The sequence below is a fragment of the uncultured Azohydromonas sp. genome, from assembly GCF_937926365.1.
Lineage (GTDB): Bacteria > Pseudomonadota > Gammaproteobacteria > Burkholderiales > Burkholderiaceae_C > Azohydromonas.
On sequence record NZ_CALAOH010000165.1, the window covers coordinates 22080 to 36934 of the forward strand.

Annotated in this window: 14 protein-coding genes; 5 read left to right on the top strand and 9 right to left on the bottom strand. The window is 70.1% G+C overall.

The window, feature by feature from the left end; translation table 11 throughout:
- Window positions 1-75: 75 nt before the first annotated feature.
- Window positions 76-1191, top strand: coding sequence for a PA0069 family radical SAM protein (locus Q0741_RS17405; protein ID WP_298234459.1), 1116 nt, complete (start codon window positions 76-78; stop codon window positions 1189-1191).
- Between the two features lie 125 nt (window positions 1192-1316).
- Here the strand turns inward: Q0741_RS17405 and dnaJ are convergent, their stop codons facing one another.
- From dnaJ to Q0741_RS17435, 6 genes are all read right to left on the bottom strand, one after another.
- The gene (gene dnaJ / locus Q0741_RS17410) at window positions 1317-2462 is read right to left on the bottom strand and encodes a molecular chaperone DnaJ (protein WP_298234460.1); all 1146 of its coding nucleotides are present in this window, start codon (window positions 2460-2462) and stop codon (window positions 1317-1319) included.
- A gap of 103 nt (window positions 2463-2565) precedes the next feature.
- On the bottom strand, window positions 2566-4548 hold the full coding sequence (gene dnaK, locus Q0741_RS17415) for a molecular chaperone DnaK (RefSeq protein ID WP_298234472.1): 1983 nt from the start codon (window positions 4546-4548) through the stop codon (window positions 2566-2568).
- A 69-nt stretch (window positions 4549-4617) separates the two neighbouring features.
- Entirely contained in the window at window positions 4618-5190 is a 573-nt protein-coding gene (gene grpE / locus Q0741_RS17420) for a nucleotide exchange factor GrpE (RefSeq protein ID WP_367184134.1), read from the bottom strand.
- 188 nt (window positions 5191-5378) lie between these two features.
- Window positions 5379-5816 carry an RNA-binding S4 domain-containing protein gene (locus Q0741_RS17425; protein ID WP_298234462.1) on the bottom strand — a complete coding sequence of 146 codons (438 nt, stop codon included), beginning with the start codon at window positions 5814-5816 and terminating at the stop codon, window positions 5379-5381.
- A complete protein-coding gene (locus Q0741_RS17430; RefSeq protein WP_298234463.1) occupies window positions 5813-7255 on the bottom strand; it encodes a sensor histidine kinase in 1443 nt (480 codons plus the stop codon). Before Q0741_RS17430 ends, Q0741_RS17425 begins: the two co-directional genes overlap by 4 nt.
- Window positions 7252-7923 carry a response regulator transcription factor gene (locus tag Q0741_RS17435; protein ID WP_298234464.1) on the bottom strand — a complete coding sequence of 224 codons (672 nt, stop codon included), beginning with the start codon at window positions 7921-7923 and terminating at the stop codon, window positions 7252-7254. The genes Q0741_RS17430 and Q0741_RS17435 overlap by 4 nt, the downstream gene beginning before the upstream one ends.
- Before the next feature lie 104 nt (window positions 7924-8027).
- On the opposite strand from Q0741_RS17435, the gene Q0741_RS17440 reads away from it, so the two are divergent.
- From Q0741_RS17440 to Q0741_RS17455, 4 genes are all read left to right on the top strand, one after another.
- The gene (locus Q0741_RS17440) at window positions 8028-8987 is read left to right on the top strand and encodes a tripartite tricarboxylate transporter substrate binding protein (protein ID WP_298234465.1); all 960 of its coding nucleotides are present in this window, start codon (window positions 8028-8030) and stop codon (window positions 8985-8987) included.
- A 1-nt stretch (window position 8988) separates the two neighbouring features.
- On the top strand, window positions 8989-9489 hold the full coding sequence (locus Q0741_RS17445; RefSeq protein WP_298234466.1) for a tripartite tricarboxylate transporter TctB family protein: 501 nt from the start codon (window positions 8989-8991) through the stop codon (window positions 9487-9489).
- A complete protein-coding gene (locus Q0741_RS17450; protein ID WP_298234467.1) occupies window positions 9489-11012 on the top strand; it encodes a tripartite tricarboxylate transporter permease in 1524 nt (507 codons plus the stop codon). Before Q0741_RS17445 ends, Q0741_RS17450 begins: the two co-directional genes overlap by 1 nt.
- A 219-nt stretch (window positions 11013-11231) precedes the next feature.
- Window positions 11232-12326, top strand: coding sequence for a porin (locus Q0741_RS17455; RefSeq protein ID WP_298234468.1), 1095 nt, complete (start codon window positions 11232-11234; stop codon window positions 12324-12326).
- Between the two features lie 91 nt (window positions 12327-12417).
- Here the strand turns inward: Q0741_RS17455 and hemH are convergent, their stop codons facing one another.
- The 3 genes from hemH to Q0741_RS17470 all read right to left on the bottom strand — a co-directional run.
- Window positions 12418-13491, bottom strand: a complete 1074-nt coding sequence (hemH, locus tag Q0741_RS17460; protein WP_298234469.1) for a ferrochelatase — start codon at window positions 13489-13491, stop codon at window positions 12418-12420.
- 94 nt (window positions 13492-13585) lie between these two features.
- The gene (locus Q0741_RS17465) at window positions 13586-14551 is read right to left on the bottom strand and encodes an adenylate/guanylate cyclase domain-containing protein (protein ID WP_298234470.1); all 966 of its coding nucleotides are present in this window, start codon (window positions 14549-14551) and stop codon (window positions 13586-13588) included.
- A gap of 186 nt (window positions 14552-14737) precedes the next feature.
- Window positions 14738-14855 (bottom strand): sigma factor-like helix-turn-helix DNA-binding protein (locus Q0741_RS17470; RefSeq protein WP_298234473.1); only part of this gene is annotated, 118 nt, incomplete at its 5' end.

Below are 14855 nucleotides of genomic sequence, written 5' to 3' on the forward strand. Positions count from 1 at the left end.
CAAGGCCGTGGTGCAAAGACCATGGCCTGCAAGCGCCCTGTGCAGCCTGGCACGACTACTGTATAAACATACAGTATGCGTACCGCCAATCCTCCCGCCGCGCACGTCGCCCCGCTGCAGTTCATGCCCTTCAAGGGCCGCGGAGCGTCAAGCAACATCGCGTCCCGCTTCCAGGGCGTCGCCCGCGAGGGCTATGACGACGGCTGGGGCACGCTGGCCCAGGCGGCGCTGCAGGAGCGTGCGGCGCCGCGCACGCAGCTCATCGAGCAGCCCGCCCGCAGCATCCTGTCGGGCAACGACTCGCCCGACATCCCCTTCGACCTCTCCATCAACCCCTACCGGGGCTGCGAGCACGGCTGCATCTACTGTTTCGCGCGCCCTACGCACAGCTACCTGGACCTCTCGCCCGGGCTGGACTTCGAGACGCGCATCGTCGCCAAGACCAACGCCGCGCAGAAGCTGCGCGAGGCCTTCGCCAGTCCCGGCTACGAGCCGGCGCTGCTGAGCCTGGGCTCCGCCACCGACGCCTACCAGCCCGCGGAGCGGCAACTGCGCATCACGCGCAGCCTCATCGAGGTGCTGTCCGAGTACCGCCACGCCTTCAGCATCGTCACCAAGTCCGCCGGTATCGAGCGTGACCTGGACCTCATCGGCCCCATGGCGGCGCGCAAGCTCGCGGCGGTGTACGTCTCCATCACCACGCTGGACGTGAAGCTCTCGCGGCTGATGGAGCCGCGCGCGGCGGCACCGGCGCGGCGCCTGCGCACCATCGAGACGCTGGCGCGCGCCGGGGTGCCGGTGGGCGTGAGCGTCTCGCCGCTGATCCCGCTGCTCAACGAGCCGGAGCTGGAGCGCATCCTCGAGGCCGCCCGCGACGCTGGCGCCAGCCGCGCCTTCAGCGTGGTGCTGCGCCTGCCCTGGGAGGTGAATCCGCTGTTCCAGCAGTGGCTGCAGCAGCACTTTCCGCAGCGCGCCGCGCATGTGATGGCGCGCATGCGCGAGCTGCGCGGCGGACGCGAGAATGACGGGCGCTTCGGCCATCGCATGCGCGGGCAGGGCGTGTGGGGCGAGTTGCTGTCGCAGCGCCTGCACAAGGCCTGTGCCCGGCTGGGACTGAGCCGCCAGCCGCTGGAGCTGGATCTGACGCAGTTCCGCCGCCCTGCATCGGCGCTGCAGGGCGAGCTGTTCTGAGCTGCACCCGTCCTCCAATGCGAAAAGCCCCGCGGCCGTGACAGCCGCGGGGCTTTTCGGTTGTGGTGAGCGTCACCCGGCAACCCGGGCCCGCTGCTTCATCGGGCCCGGAGTGCCCGGGCGGCCTACTTGAACAAGTCTTTGATGCGATCGGTAAAGCTCTTCGCGTTGGGCGAGTGCCGGTCGCCGGACTTGCGGAAGGACTCGTCGAGTTCCTTGAGCAGCTTGCGCTGGTACTCGGTGAGCTTCACGGGCGTCTCCACGGCGACGTGGCAGTAGAGGTCGCCGGGGTAGCTCGACCGCAGCCCCTTGATGCCCTTGCCGCGCAGGCGGAATGTCTTGCCGTGCTGCGTGCCCTCGGGCAGCTCGATCTCGGCCTTGCCGCCCAGGGTGGGTACTTCCACCGCACCGCCCAGGGCGGCATGGGTCATGCTCACCGGGATGGTGCAGTGCAGGTCGTCGCCGTCGCGCTCGAAGATCTCGTGCTGCTTGATGCGGATCTCGATGTACAGGTCCCCCGACGGCCCGCCATTGGTGCCGGGCTCGCCGTTGCCGGCGGAGCGGATGCGCATGCCCTCGTTGATGCCGGCGGGGATCTTCACCTCCAGCGTCTTCTGCTTGCGCAGCTTGCCCGCGCCGGAGCAGGTGGGGCAGGGCTCGGGGATGATGCGTCCGCTGCCGTGGCAGTGCGGGCAGGTCTGCTGGATGCTGAAGAAGCCCTGGCGCAGGTGCACCGTGCCCGAGCCGCCGCAGGACGGGCAGGCCTTGGGGCTGGTGCCGGGCTTGGCGCCGCTGCCGTGGCAGGTTTCGCAGCTCTCCCAACTCGGGATGCGGATCTGCGTTTCCTTGCCGTTGGCCGCTTCCTCCAGCGTGATCTCCATCGTGTAGCTGAGATCGCCGCCGCGGTAGACCTGCTGTCCGCCCGGGCCGCGGCGCCCGCCGCCGCCCTGGCCGAAGAGGTCGCCGAAGATGTCGCCGAAAGCCTCCGCGAAGCCGCCGAAGCCCTCCGGGCCGGGGCCGCGGCCCGCGCCCATGTTCGGGTCCACGCCCGCATGGCCGTACTGGTCGTAGGCCGCGCGCTTCTGCGGGTCGGAGAGCATCTCGTAGGCCTCCTTGGCCTCCTTGAACTTCTCCTCGGCCTTCTTGGCATCGTCACCCTGATTGCGGTCAGGGTGGTATTTCATGGCCAGCTTGCGGTAGGCCTTCTTGATGTCCTCCTCGCTGGCGTTCTTCGCCAGTCCGAGGACCTCGTAGTAATCACGCTTTGCCATGGCAATTGCTGCGTCGATGCAAAAAGCCCCCGTGTGCGCTTCAGAGCCCACACGGGGGTGTTTTTCTAGAAGTTAGAAGTCAGAGGCGGGGCTCAGCGGCGCGTCACTTCTTGTCCTTGACTTCCTTGAACTCGGCGTCCACGACGTTGTCGTCGGCCGGACGCGAGCCCGAGGCGGAGGAAGCCTGTTGCTGCTGCGGCGCTTCGCCGCCCGGGGCTGCGCCAGCGGCGCCGGCCGCGGCCTGGGCGTCGGCATAGACCTTCTCGCCCAGCTTCTGGCTGGCGGCCATCAGGGCCTCGGTCTTGGCCTCGATGGCGTCCTTGTCGTCGCCCTTGAGCACTTCCTCGGTGTCCTTCAGCGCGGCCTCGATCTTTTCCTTCTCGCCGGCATCGAGCTTGTCGCCATGCTCGGTCAGGCTCTTGCGCACCGAGTGCACCAGGGCATCGGCCTGGTTGCGGGCCTGCACCAGCTCCAGCTTGCGCTTGTCCTCGGCGGCGTTCATCTCGGCGTCCTTCACCATCTTCTCGATCTCGGCCTCGGACAGGCCCGAGTTCGCCTTGATGGTGATCTTGTTCTCCTTGCCCGTGCCCTTGTCCTTGGCCGAGACGTGCAGGATGCCGTTGGCGTCGATGTCGAAGGTCACCTCGATCTGCGGCACGCCGCGCGGCGCCGGCGGGATGCCTTCGAGATTGAACTCGCCCAGGCTCTTGTTGCCCGTGGCCATCTCGCGCTCGCCCTGGTAGACCTTGATCGTCACGGCCGGCTGGTTGTCATCGGCGGTGGAGAAGGTCTGCGCGAACTTGGTCGGGATGGTCGTGTTCTTCTTGATCATCTTGGTCATCACGCCGCCCAGGGTCTCGATGCCCAGCGACAGCGGCGTGACGTCCAGCAGCAGCACGTCCTTGCGCTCGCCGCCCAGCACCTGGCCCTGGATCGCGGCGCCGACGGCCACGGCCTCGTCGGGGTTGACGTCCTTGCGCGGCTCCTTGCCGAAGAACTCCTTGACCTTCTCCTGCACCTTGGGCATGCGGGTCATGCCGCCGACCAGGATCACGTCGTCGATGTCGCTGACCTTGACGCCCGCGTCCTTGATGGCGACGCGGCAGGGCTCGATGGTGCGCTCGATCAGTTCCTCGACCAGCGCTTCGAGCTTGGCCCGCGTGAGCTTGATGTTCAGGTGCTTCGGACCCGAGGCATCGGCCGTGATGTAGGGCAGGTTGATGTCGGTCTGCGTGCTGTTGGACAGCTCGATCTTGGCCTTCTCAGCAGCTTCCTTCAGGCGCTGCAGCGCCAGCACGTCCTTGGTCAGATCGACGCCTTGCTCCTTGCGGAACTCGGTGACGATGTAGTCGATGATGCGCTGGTCGAAGTCCTCGCCGCCCAGGAAGGTGTCGCCGTTGGTGGAGAGCACTTCGAACTGCTTCTCGCCGTCCACGTCGGCGATCTCGATGATCGAGATGTCGAAGGTGCCGCCGCCGAGGTCGAACACGGCGATCTTGCGGTCACCCTTGCCATGCTTGTCCAGGCCGAAGGCCAGGGCGGCGGCGGTGGGCTCGTTGATGATGCGCTTGACGTCCAGGCCCGCGATGCGGCCGGCGTCCTTGGTGGCCTGGCGCTGGCTGTCGTTGAAGTAGGCGGGCACCGTGATCACGGCTTCCGTCACTTCCTCGCCGAGGTAGTCCTCGGCCGTCTTCTTCATCTTGCGCAGCACTTCGGCGCTGACCTGGGGCGGCGCGAGCTTCTTGCCGCGCTCTTCCACCCAGGCGTCGCCGTTGTCGGCGGCCACGATCTTGAAGGGCATCAGGTCGATGTCCTTCTGCACTTCCTTCTCGGTGAACTTGCGGCCGATCAGGCGCTTGACGGCGTAGAAGGTGTGCTTGGGGTTGGTGACGGCCTGGCGCTTGGCGGAAGCGCCAACCAGGATCTCGCCGTCTTCCTGGTACGCGACGATGGAGGGCGTGGTGCGTGCGCCTTCGCTGTTTTCGATGACGCGGGTGGTGTTGCCTTCCATCACGGCCACGCACGAGTTCGTGGTGCCGAGGTCGATGCCGATGATCTTGCCCATGTTGTGCTCCTGGTATCTCAGGGATGTCTGCTTGTTCTGGGAAGTGCGGCCGGGCAGGGTACTTTCAAGACCGCGCGGCCGCCTTGGTCTTTACTTGGGAGCGGCTACCGTGACCAGGGCCGGGCGCAGCACGCGCTCGGCGATCAGGTAGCCCTTCTGCAGCACGGTGACGACCGTGTTGGCTTCCTGGTCGGCCGGCACCATGCTGATGGCCTGGTGCTGGTGCGGGTCGAAGCGCGTGCCCGCGGGCGGGGCCACTTCCACCACCTTGTTGCGTTCCAGCGCCTGGCTGAGTTGGCGCAGCGTGACCTGCACGCCTTCGAGCACCTGCTCGGCGGTGGCATTGGGCGTGGCAATGGCCGCTTCCAGGCTGTCCTTGACGGGCAACAGGCTCTCGGCAAAGGCCTCGACGGCGAACTTGCGCGCCTTGGCCACCTCTTCCTCGCTACGGCGGCGCACGTTTTCGGTTTCGGCCTTGGCGCGCAGGTAGGCGTCGGACACCTCGGCGTGGCGCGCTTCCAGCTCGCTCAGGCGCTGCTCCAGCGAGGGAGCAGCGGCGCCTTCCTCGGCTGCTCCGTGGCTGGCGGGCGCCGAGTGGGCTGCGTAGGCGGCGGTGGCCTCGGCGGCTGCGGCGGCGCTGGGCGTATCGGCGGCCGGCGGCACGGCAGCCGCCTCGGGGGTCGTGGTGTTGTCGGTGTGGTTCATGGGTGTGGTGAACTCCATTGCCTCGCCAACTGGGGGCTATCCCCAGGGCTTCAAGAGGGTCAATTCAAAAAAATTCGGCCGGCCTCGCGGGGGCCGGCCGCCGCGCTTGCCGTGGATGCCGCGGGGGCTGATGTGGTTCCATGGCCTCAGTCGCCGAGCTTGGCGCTCCAGCGGTCCCATTCGACACGGGTGCGCTGCTCGCGTTCCAGGTCGCGCCGGTCGCGCTTGGTGGGCCGCCCGCCGGCAATGGTCTGGGCGGGCTCGATACCCTGGCGCCGCTGCTCGGCCGCGACGCGGCGCGCTTCCAGGCTCTCGGGGGTTTCGACGTACAGGGTTTGCGCCAACGGCGCCGGGCCGCGCACTTCGCTCAGGGCCCGCACCTCGACCTCGCGCAGCACCCCCTGCTGGCGCCACGAGACGCGGTCGCCGGCCTTGAGCTCGCGCGAGGCCTTGGCCACCTGGCCGTTGACGCTGATGCGGTTCTTGCCGATTTCCTCGGCGGCCAGCCCGCGGGTCTTGAAGAAGCGGGCTGCCCACAGCCACTTGTCCAGCCGTACACGTTCTTGAAGGGGCAGTTCGATCATGGGGCGGGATTGTCGGCCAGTGCCAGGCGCACCACGGCGTCCAGGCCCTCGACGCGGTCGGCCGCGCCGCGGTCCAGCAACTCGATGCGGCCGCCCAGCGACATGACGATTTCGTGGCAAATCGCAAGCCCGAGCCCGGTGCCGCCAGCGCTGACGGAAGCGGCAAAAGCTTCGAACAGGTGCGCGCGCTGCGCCGGCGCGATGCCGGGACCGTCGTCGCGGATGGTGAGCACCGCCTGACCATCCACGCGCTCCAGCCGCACCAGCAGCAGCGTGCGCGTGTGGCGGATGGCGTTGTGCAGCAGGTTGCGCGTGAGCTCGCGCAGCGCCCACTCGTGCGCGCGCACCGGCACCGGTGCGGCGGCCTCGCCCAGGTCCAGCTCGAAGTCCAGCCCGCGCTGCGCGATCAGCGCCGAGAGCTCCAGCGCCAGCGCATGCACGACGGTGGCCCAGTCGCTGACCGGCGCGCCGCGCTGCTGGCGCAGCTGCTCCACCTTGGCCAGCGCCAGCATCTGGCTGACGAGCTGCGTGGCGCGGTCCACCGTGGTGTTGATTTCCTGCAGGGCCTGGGTCGCAGGGGCATCGCCGCGCAGCGCCGACTGCACCTGCACCTTGAGCACCGCCAGCGGCGTGCGCAGCTGGTGCGAGGCGTCGCGCACGAAGCGCTTCTGCTGCGCCGCGGCATGCTCCAGGCGCGACATCACGGCGTTGGTGGCGGCGATGAGCGGCTGCAGCTCGCGCGGCGCATCGGGCGCGTGGATGGGGGCGAGCGTGTCCTCGTCGCGCGCCGCCACCTCCTCGCTGAGCCGGCGCACCGGTGCGGTGGCGCGCTGCACCACCCACAGCACCACCAGCACGATCACCGCCACCAGCAGCGCCTGGTGCCACAGCGCCTCCAGCAGGAGCTGGCGCGCCAGCGTGCGGCGCAGCTCCAGCGTCTCGGCCACCTGGATCGTGGCCATCCCTTGGCCGACTTCGGAGGCCACGGGCTGCAGCAGCACCGCCATGCGCACCGGCACGCCCTGGTACTGGCCGTCGTAGAAGTCCACCAGCGCGGCGTAGGCGGGCCGGTCGGGAATGCGGCCCTGCCAGCGCGGCAGGTCCTCGAAGCCCAGGAGCAGCTCGCCGTCGAAGCCCGTGACCCGGTAGTAGAGGCGGCTGCGGTTGTCGGCCTCGAAGGCCTCCAGCGCCGCGTAGGGCACGGTGGCGTGCAGCCGCACCCGGCCGCCCTCGCGGGTGAGGTAGAGCAGCTCGCCGATGGACTTGGCCGAGGCCAGCAGCGTGCGGTCGTAGGCCTGGTCGGCCGCCCGCAGCGCCTGGCGGTACAGGCTCCAGCCGTTGAAGCTCACCAGCGCCAGCACCGGCACCAGGATGCCCAGCAGCAGCCGCGCGCGCAGCGACAGCCGCGCCGCGTGCACGTCCGCGTCGCGTCGGCTCACGCCGGTGCCTGCAGCAAGTAGCCCAGCCCGCGCAGCGTCACCAGCTGCACGCCGGTGGGCGCGAGCTTCTTGCGCAGGCGGTACGCCACCACCTCGACGGCCTCGATCTGCACCGAGTCGTCGCCCGCGAACACGATCTCGAACAGCCGCTCCTTGGCCACCGCGTGCCCGGGCCGGCCCAGCAGCGCGCGCAGCAGCGCTGCCTCGCGCGGGGCCAGCTCCAGCGGCTTGTCGAGGTGGTAGATGGCGCCGCTGGAGGCATCCACGCGCAGCCCGCACCAGCTCGCGGCCTCGGCCGGGCCGTTGCCGCCGCGGCGGCGCACGAGGGCGCGCAAGCGCGCCTCCAATTCGTCCAAGTCGAAGGGTTTGGGCAGGTAATCGTCCGCACCCGTGTTCAGGCCCAGGATGCGGTCGCCCACCGTGCCTCGGGCGGTGAGGATGATCACCGGCGCGTCCAGTCCCTCGGCGCGCGCCTGCGCCAGCACCTGCAGCCCGTCCAGGCCGGGCAGGCTCAGGTCCAGCACCACCGCGTCGGGCACGGCCGCGCGCCAGCGGTCCAGCGCCCGCGCGCCGTCGCCGCAGGTGCTGACCTGGAAACCCCGGCGCTCCAGCGCCCGCTGCATGGCGGCCTGCATGGCCGCGTCGTCCTCCACCAACAGCAACTTCATGTGTGTGCAGCCCCCGTAATTTCCCTGATCCGTTTGACAGCCGATCGACAGCGCCAGCTCAAAAAATGCCTTCGACCCCAAGCCAAGACCACCAGGAGACATCCATGCGTCGAGACACCTTCCTGCGTTCGCTGGCCGCGCTGGCCGCCGTCGGTGCGCTGCCGCTGTCGGCCCGCGCCGCCGCCAATCTCAAGATGATGATCCCCGCCAACCCCGGTGGCGGTTGGGACGCCACCGGCCGTGCCCTGGGCAAGGCGCTGATGGAGTCCGGCGCCGCCTCCTCGGTCAACTATGACAACAAGGGCGGCGCCGCCGGCGCCATCGGTCTGGCGCAGTTCGTCAACGCCAGCAAGAAGGATCCGAACGCGCTGATGGTGATGGGCGCCGTCATGCTGGGCGGCATCATCACCGGCAAGCCACCGGTCAACGTGACGCAGGCCACGCCGCTGGCGCGGCTGCTCAGCGAATCGCAGGTGTTCGTGCTGCCCGCGAACTCCCCCTTCAAGTCCATGAAGGAGGTCGTGGAGCAGATGAAGAAGGAGCCGGGCAGCGTCAAGTGGGGCGGCGGCTCGCGCGGTTCCACCGAGCACATTGCCGTGGCGATGCTGGCGCGCGAGGCGGGCATCGATCCGACCAAGATCAACTACGTCGCCTTCCGTGGGGGCGGCGAGGCGGTGGCCGCCATCCTGGGCGGCAACGTCACGGTGGGCGCCAGCGCGCTGACCGAGTTCGGCGAGTACATCAAGAGCGGCAAGATGAAGCCCGTCGCCACCACCTCCGAGGCGCGCCTCAAGGGACTGGACGCCCCGACGCTCAAGGAGCAGGGCTGGAACGTCGTGATCAGCAACTGGCGCGGCGTGTACGGCGCGCCCGGCATCACGGCCGAGCAGCGCAAGGCGCTGATCGACATGGTCACCAAGGCCACGCAGTCGCCGGCCTGGACCCAGGCGGTGCAGCAAAACGGCTGGACGCCGGCGCTGCTCACGGGCGACGCGTTCGGCAAGTTCGTGGACGACGAGTTCGCGAGCCTGCGCGCGATCATGGCCAAGGCCGGGATGGTGTGACATGAGCCAGCGCACGGCACAGACGCTGGTGGGCTTGGCGGCGCTGGCTGCCGGGGGCCTGCTGGCCTGGGGGGCCACGGGCATTCCAGCTGATGCAGGCTATGCCGGCGTCGGCCCCAACTTCCTGCCCTGGGTCGTAACGCTGGCGCTGCTGGCGTGCGGGGGCTGGCTGATCTACGAGGCCGCCACGGGTGGCTTCCGCGATCTCGACGTGCCCGATGAAGGCGAGCGCGGTTTCTGGCCGGGCTTCGTGTGGGTGTCCGCCGGCCTGCTGGCCAACGCGGTGCTCATCGAGCGGCTGGGCTTCATCCTGAGCTGCGCGCTGTGCTTCATGCTGGCCGTGCGCGGCTTCAAGGCCGCCGAGGGGCGGCGCGACCGCTCGCTGCGGTCCTTCGTCACGGACCTGCTCATCGGCCTGGCCATCGCCGCGCCGGTGTACTGGATGTTCACGCAAGGCCTGGCGATCAACCTGCCCGGCCTCACCGGCACGGGGTGGCTGTAATGGAAATCTTGAATGCCCTGCTGCAAGGCTTTGCCACCGCCGGCACGCCGGTGAACCTGCTGTGGGCGCTGGTGGGTTGCACCATCGGCACGGCCGTGGGCGTGCTGCCGGGTATTGGCCCGGCCACGGCGGTGGCGATGCTGCTGCCCATCACGCTCCAGGTGGACCCGACGGCGTCGATGATCTTCTTCGCCGGCATCTACTACGGCGCGATGTACGGCGGCTCCACCACGTCCATCCTGCTCAACACGCCGGGCGAGGCGGGCTCCATGGTCACGGCCATGGAAGGCAACAAGATGGCGCGCAGCGGCCGCGCCGGCGCGGCGCTGGCCACGGCGGCCATCGGCTCCTTCGTGGCCGGCACCATCGCCACGGTGCTGGTGACCTTCTGTGCCCCGCTGGTGGCCAAGTACGCCGTGCTGCTGGGCCCCCCCGAGTACTTCATGCTGATGGTGCTGGCCTTCTGCACCGTGACCGCGGTGCTGGGCAAGAGCACGGTGCGCGGGCTCACCGCGCTGTTCATCGGCCTGGCCATGGGGCTGGTGGGCATCGACCAGATCACGGGCCAGGCGCGCTACACCGCGGGCATGCCCGAGATGATGGACGGGCTGGAGGTGGTGCTCATCGCCGTGGGCCTGTTCGCGGTGGCCGAGTGCCTGTACGCGGTGCTGTTCGAGGGCCGCGTCAAGGAGTCGCAGAACAAGCTCACCCGGGTGCACATGACCAAGGCGGAGTGGCGCCGCTCGTGGCCCGCCTGGCTGCGCGCGACCTTCATCGGCTTCCCCTTCGGCACCATCCCGGCCGGCGGCAGCGAGATCCCCACCTTCCTGAGCTACGCCACGGAGAAGAAGCTCTCCAGGCACAAGGAGGAGTTCGGCTCCTCGGGCGCCATCGAGGGCGTCGCGGGGCCCGAGGCGGCCAACAACGCCGCCATCACCGCCACGCTGATCCCGCTGCTGACGCTGGGCATCCCCACCTCCAACACCGCGGCGATCCTGCTGGGCGCGTTCCAGAACTACGGCATCCAGCCCGGGCCGCAGCTCTTCGACAGCAATGCCGCGCTGGTGTGGGCGCTGATCGCCTCGCTGTACATCGGCAACGTGATGCTGCTGATCCTGAACCTGCCGCTGGTGGGCTTCTGGGTGAAGCTGCTCAAGGTGCCCAAGCCCCAGCTGTACGCGGGCATCCTGATCTTCGCCACCGTGGGCGTGTACGGCATGCGCCAGTCGGCGTTCGACCTGGTGCTGCTCTACGCCATCGGCGTGCTGGGCGTGGTGATGCGGCGCTTCGACTTCCCCACCGCGCCGGTGGTGGTGGGCATGATCCTGGGCCCGCTGGCCGAGGCGCAGCTGCGCAACGCGCTGTCCATCGGCGAAGGCCACTGGGGCGTGCTGGTGCAGCGCCCGGGCTCGGCCACGCTGCTGGCGCTGGTGGTGGCGGTGCTGGTGCTGCCGCGCTTCCTGGCCTGGCGCCGCCGCACCAAGAGCGGCCCCCGGACGCCCGCGCCGATCCCGCACGGCTGAGGCCCACGACACCCGCCGGCCACGCCGCGCGGCGCCCCCGGCTGGCCCCTCCACGGGCTGGCCCCCTCCACCCGACTCATGCCGCGCACGCAGCCCGCCACGGGGCCGCGTGGCGGCGGAGCTCGCGCCGCCGGCGGCAAGGCTGGCGGCGCGGTACGACACGCCCGGACCGCGCCGTGCCGCTCTCCGGGAACGCCCATCACCATGAGGAGATCCCCGATGAAGAAACTCGCCATTGCGCTGGCCGCGCTGCCCGCCGCCGCCGCCGTGCATGCCCAGTCCAACGTTCAGCTCTACGGCCTGGTCGATGCCGGCGTGGAGTACGTGAACCACGCCAGCGCCACGGGCGGCAGCGTCACGCGGCTGACCTCCGGCGGCATGAACACCTCGCGCTTCGGCCTGCGCGGCTCGGAGGACCTGGGCGGAGGCCTCAAGGCCCTGTTCCAGCTCGAAGGCGGCCTCTTCATCGACAACGGCAGCTCCGACGGCAACCTGTTCGGCCGCCACGCCACCGTCGGGCTGGAAGGTGGCTTTGGCCGCCTGGTCGCTGGCCGCTCGTTCACCACCGCCTACGACTTCATGCTGCCTTTCGATCCCATGGGCTACGCGCCGTCCTACTCGTGGGCGACGGGCGCGCACGGCTCGCCGACGGCGGCCACCGTTCCGGCCACGCCCGTGAACCGCTACGCCATGACCACGTCGGCCAGCAACCTGCTCAAGTACCAGGGCACCTTCAGCGGCTTCAAGGTCGGCGCCACCTACGCCTTCGGCGAGCAGGCGGGCAGCACGGGCGATTCGGCCGTCGCGATGCTGGGTGTCGGCTACGGCGCGGGGCCGGTCAGCGCCGCGCTGACCATCGAGCGCGCCAATGGCAACACCTTGGCGACCGGCGGCCGCGACAAGACCACCTCGGCCCACGCCGGCCTGGCCTACGCCATTTCCGACGCCTGGGCGGTGAAGGCGGGCTACCGCTACTTCAAGCGCGACAACGTCGCGACGGCCGACCTGCGCGGCGACACGATGTGGGTGGGCGTGAACTGGCAGGCCCTGCCCGCGCTGGGCCTGACCGCCGCCGTCTACCACGTCAACGTCCGGGACACGAGCCTGGGCCTGCCCGAGGCCGACCCGACGCTGTACGTGCTGCGCGCCAAGTACGCGCTGTCCAAGCGCACCGACCTCTACGCCGTCACCGGCCATTCCCGGGCCAAGAACGGCCAGTTCGTGGGTCTCACGCGCTCCGGCAGCCCCGAGGGCGTGACGGGCTTTGCCGATACGCAGACCGGCGTGATCGTCGGCGTGCAGCACCGCTTCTGATCCGATTCGCTGCGCTGCCGCGGTCCGGTTCCAGGGCGGACCGCGTGCCTTCAGCCGCCGCGGGAGGTGTCCCGCGGCGGCTTTTTTGCTTTCAGGCCGCGGCGCCCAGCGCCAGCGCGCGCTCGCGCTGCAGCGCGCGCTCGGCCGCCGGCGCGTCCTCCAGCGGCCAGCCCTGCAGGTGGCGCTGCGCCAGGGCGGCCAGGGCGTCCAGCCAGGCTGGCGCGTCGTTGAGGCAGGGGATGTAGTGGTAGGTCTTGCCGCCGGCGCCCAGGAAGGCGGCGCGCACTTCCTGGTTGATCTCCTCCAGCGTCTCCAGGCAGTCGGCCGGGAAGCCGGGGCACATCACGTCCACGCGCTGCTGACCGGCGCGGGCCAGCGCCACCAGCGTGGGCTCGGTGTAGGGCTGCAGCCACTCGGCCTTGCCAAAGCGGCTCTGGAAGGTCACCAGCCATTCGTCCTTGTCCAGCCCCAGCCGCTCGGCCAGCAGCCGCGCCGTCTTGTGGCATTCGCAGTGGTAGGGGTCGCCCAGCTCCAGCGTGCGCTTCGGGACGCCGTGAAAGCTCATCACCAGCTTGTTGCCCCGGCCGTGCTGCTGCCAGTGCGCGCGCACCTGCGCCGCCAGCGCGCCGATGTAGCCCACGTCGTCCGGGTAGTGGTTGACGAAGCGGATTTCGGGCTGGCGGCGCTGCGCGGCCAGCCAGCGGCCCACGGCGTCGTTGGCGGTGGCGGTGGTGGAGGCGGCGTACTGTGGATACAGCGGCAGCACCAGCACGCGCGTGGCGCCGGCGGCGGCCAGCTCGTCGAGCACCTGCGGGATGGCGGGGCTGCCGTAGCGCATGGCGTGGCGCACCAGCACCGACGCCGGCAGGCGCTGCTGCAGGCCCTCGGCCTGGCGCCGCGTCCACACCGCCAGCGGCGAGCCCCCGGCCGTCCAGATGCTGGCGTACTTGGCCGCGGACTTGGCGGGCCGCACGCGCAGGATCACGCCGTGCAGGATCGGCAGCCAGGCCGCACGCGGGATTTCCACCACGCGCGGGTCGCCCAGGAACTCGGCCAGGTAGCGGCGCAGCGCCGGGGCGGTGGGGGCGTCGGGCGTGCCCAGGTTGACCAGCAGCACCGCGGTGCGCTCGGCCGTGCCGTGGCGGTGGGAGGCAGGGGAAGTCATGCCCAAATTGTCCCCGATGCCCCGACGCGACACGGGCTGGCCGGGAGGCTGGAAGACGGGACGAGGAGGGGGCCGCGAAGCGCGGCGCGTGGGCTCAGCGGGCGCCAGCGGCGGGGAGGATGTCCTCGCCCAGGCGCAGCACCTCGAAGTGCAGTACCGGGGCATTGGCGTCGCCGCCCGGCGGCACGCCCAGGCCGATCTCGCCGCTGCCGTGCAGCGTGCAGCTGCCGCGGCGCAGGCTCAGTACGGCGCGGTCGTGGGCAAAGCGCACGTAGCTGCCGTTGAAGCTGAGGTCGGTGAACTGGAAGGCGCCGCCGTGCCAGTCGATGCGCGCGTGCGAGCGCGAGACGCGGGAGTCGTCGATGCAGCAGCCGGCCTGCGGGCTGCGGCCCAGCACCAGCGGCAACTGGGCGGTGGCGAAGATGCGTTCCTGGCCGCGCCACTTCAGGCGCAGCGCCTCGGGCTCGCCGGGCTGGGGCAGGGCGTCGCCGAACTGCGTGGCCGCGCCGTCCATGACCGCGTGGTGGCTTTGCAGCAGGTGCACCTGCACCGGCTCGGCTCGGCCGCGCAGCTGCAGCCGGTCCAGCGCGCGGAAGCGCACCTGCTGCGAGGGCTGCAGCCCGGCGAGCACGTCCACCGTCACCAGCGTCTCGTTGTCGCCCGCGTGGTCCAGCAGCCGCGCCGCGACGTTGACGGCGTCGCCGAAGCAGTCGCTCTCGATTTCCACCACCTCGCCGCGCGCCATCGCCACCTGCAGCTTGAGCGCGCCGGCGGCCACGCTGGCAGCGGTGGCCGCGCCGCTGCCGCGCGGCGGGCGCTGCAGCGCCTGGTGCATGGCGTCGGCCGCGGCGACGGCGCGGGTGGCGTCCTCGAACACCGCCATCAGGCCATCGCCCAGCGTCTTGATCACGTGCCCGCCACCACGCTCCACGCACTCGCCCAGCAGACCCACGGCGCCCGTGACGAGCGTGCTGGCGGCGGCGTTGCCCAGGCGCTCGAACAGCCCGGTGGAACCGCGCAGATCGGCAAACAGGACAGTGCGTTCAAGGATTCGAGGCATGGGCCCCGGCAGTTTAGCCGCCGCCTTGCGTGACTCAGTGCACAAAAACGACAGCCCCGGGAGCACCGGGGCCGTCAACAGCTGCTGCGGATTGCCGAAGACTGGGCCGCCTTTGGGCGGCTTTCACCGGCCTGACAAAAAGGCAAAAAAAAGCCACCCGCAGGTGGCCTTCGGATGACCGGTCGATCACAGGTTGTCGAGGTAGGTGCGCAGCTTGTCCGAGCGCGTCGGGTGCTTGAGCTTGCGGATGGCCTTGGCCTCGATCTGGCGGATGCGCTCGCGGGTGACGTCGAACTGCTTGCCG

Coding starts and splice junctions, on each gene's coding strand:
- Q0741_RS17405 (WP_298234459.1), top strand. CDS start 76: ATGCGTACCGCCAATCCTCCCGCCGCGCACGTCGCCCCGCTGCAGTTC.
- dnaJ (WP_298234460.1), bottom strand. CDS start 2,462: ATGGCAAAGCGTGATTACTACGAGGTCCTCGGACTGGCGAAGAACGCC.
- Q0741_RS17425 (WP_298234462.1), bottom strand. CDS start 5,816: ATGATCGAACTGCCCCTTCAAGAACGTGTACGGCTGGACAAGTGGCTG.
- Q0741_RS17435 (WP_298234464.1), bottom strand. CDS start 7,923: ATGAAGTTGCTGTTGGTGGAGGACGACGCGGCCATGCAGGCCGCCATG.
- Q0741_RS17440 (WP_298234465.1), top strand. CDS start 8,028: ATGCGTCGAGACACCTTCCTGCGTTCGCTGGCCGCGCTGGCCGCCGTC.
- Q0741_RS17445 (WP_298234466.1), top strand. CDS start 8,989: ATGAGCCAGCGCACGGCACAGACGCTGGTGGGCTTGGCGGCGCTGGCT.
- Q0741_RS17450 (WP_298234467.1), top strand. CDS start 9,489: ATGGAAATCTTGAATGCCCTGCTGCAAGGCTTTGCCACCGCCGGCACG.
- Q0741_RS17455 (WP_298234468.1), top strand. CDS start 11,232: ATGAAGAAACTCGCCATTGCGCTGGCCGCGCTGCCCGCCGCCGCCGCC.
- hemH (WP_298234469.1), bottom strand. CDS start 13,491: ATGACTTCCCCTGCCTCCCACCGCCACGGCACGGCCGAGCGCACCGCG.
- Q0741_RS17465 (WP_298234470.1), bottom strand. CDS start 14,551: ATGCCTCGAATCCTTGAACGCACTGTCCTGTTTGCCGATCTGCGCGGT.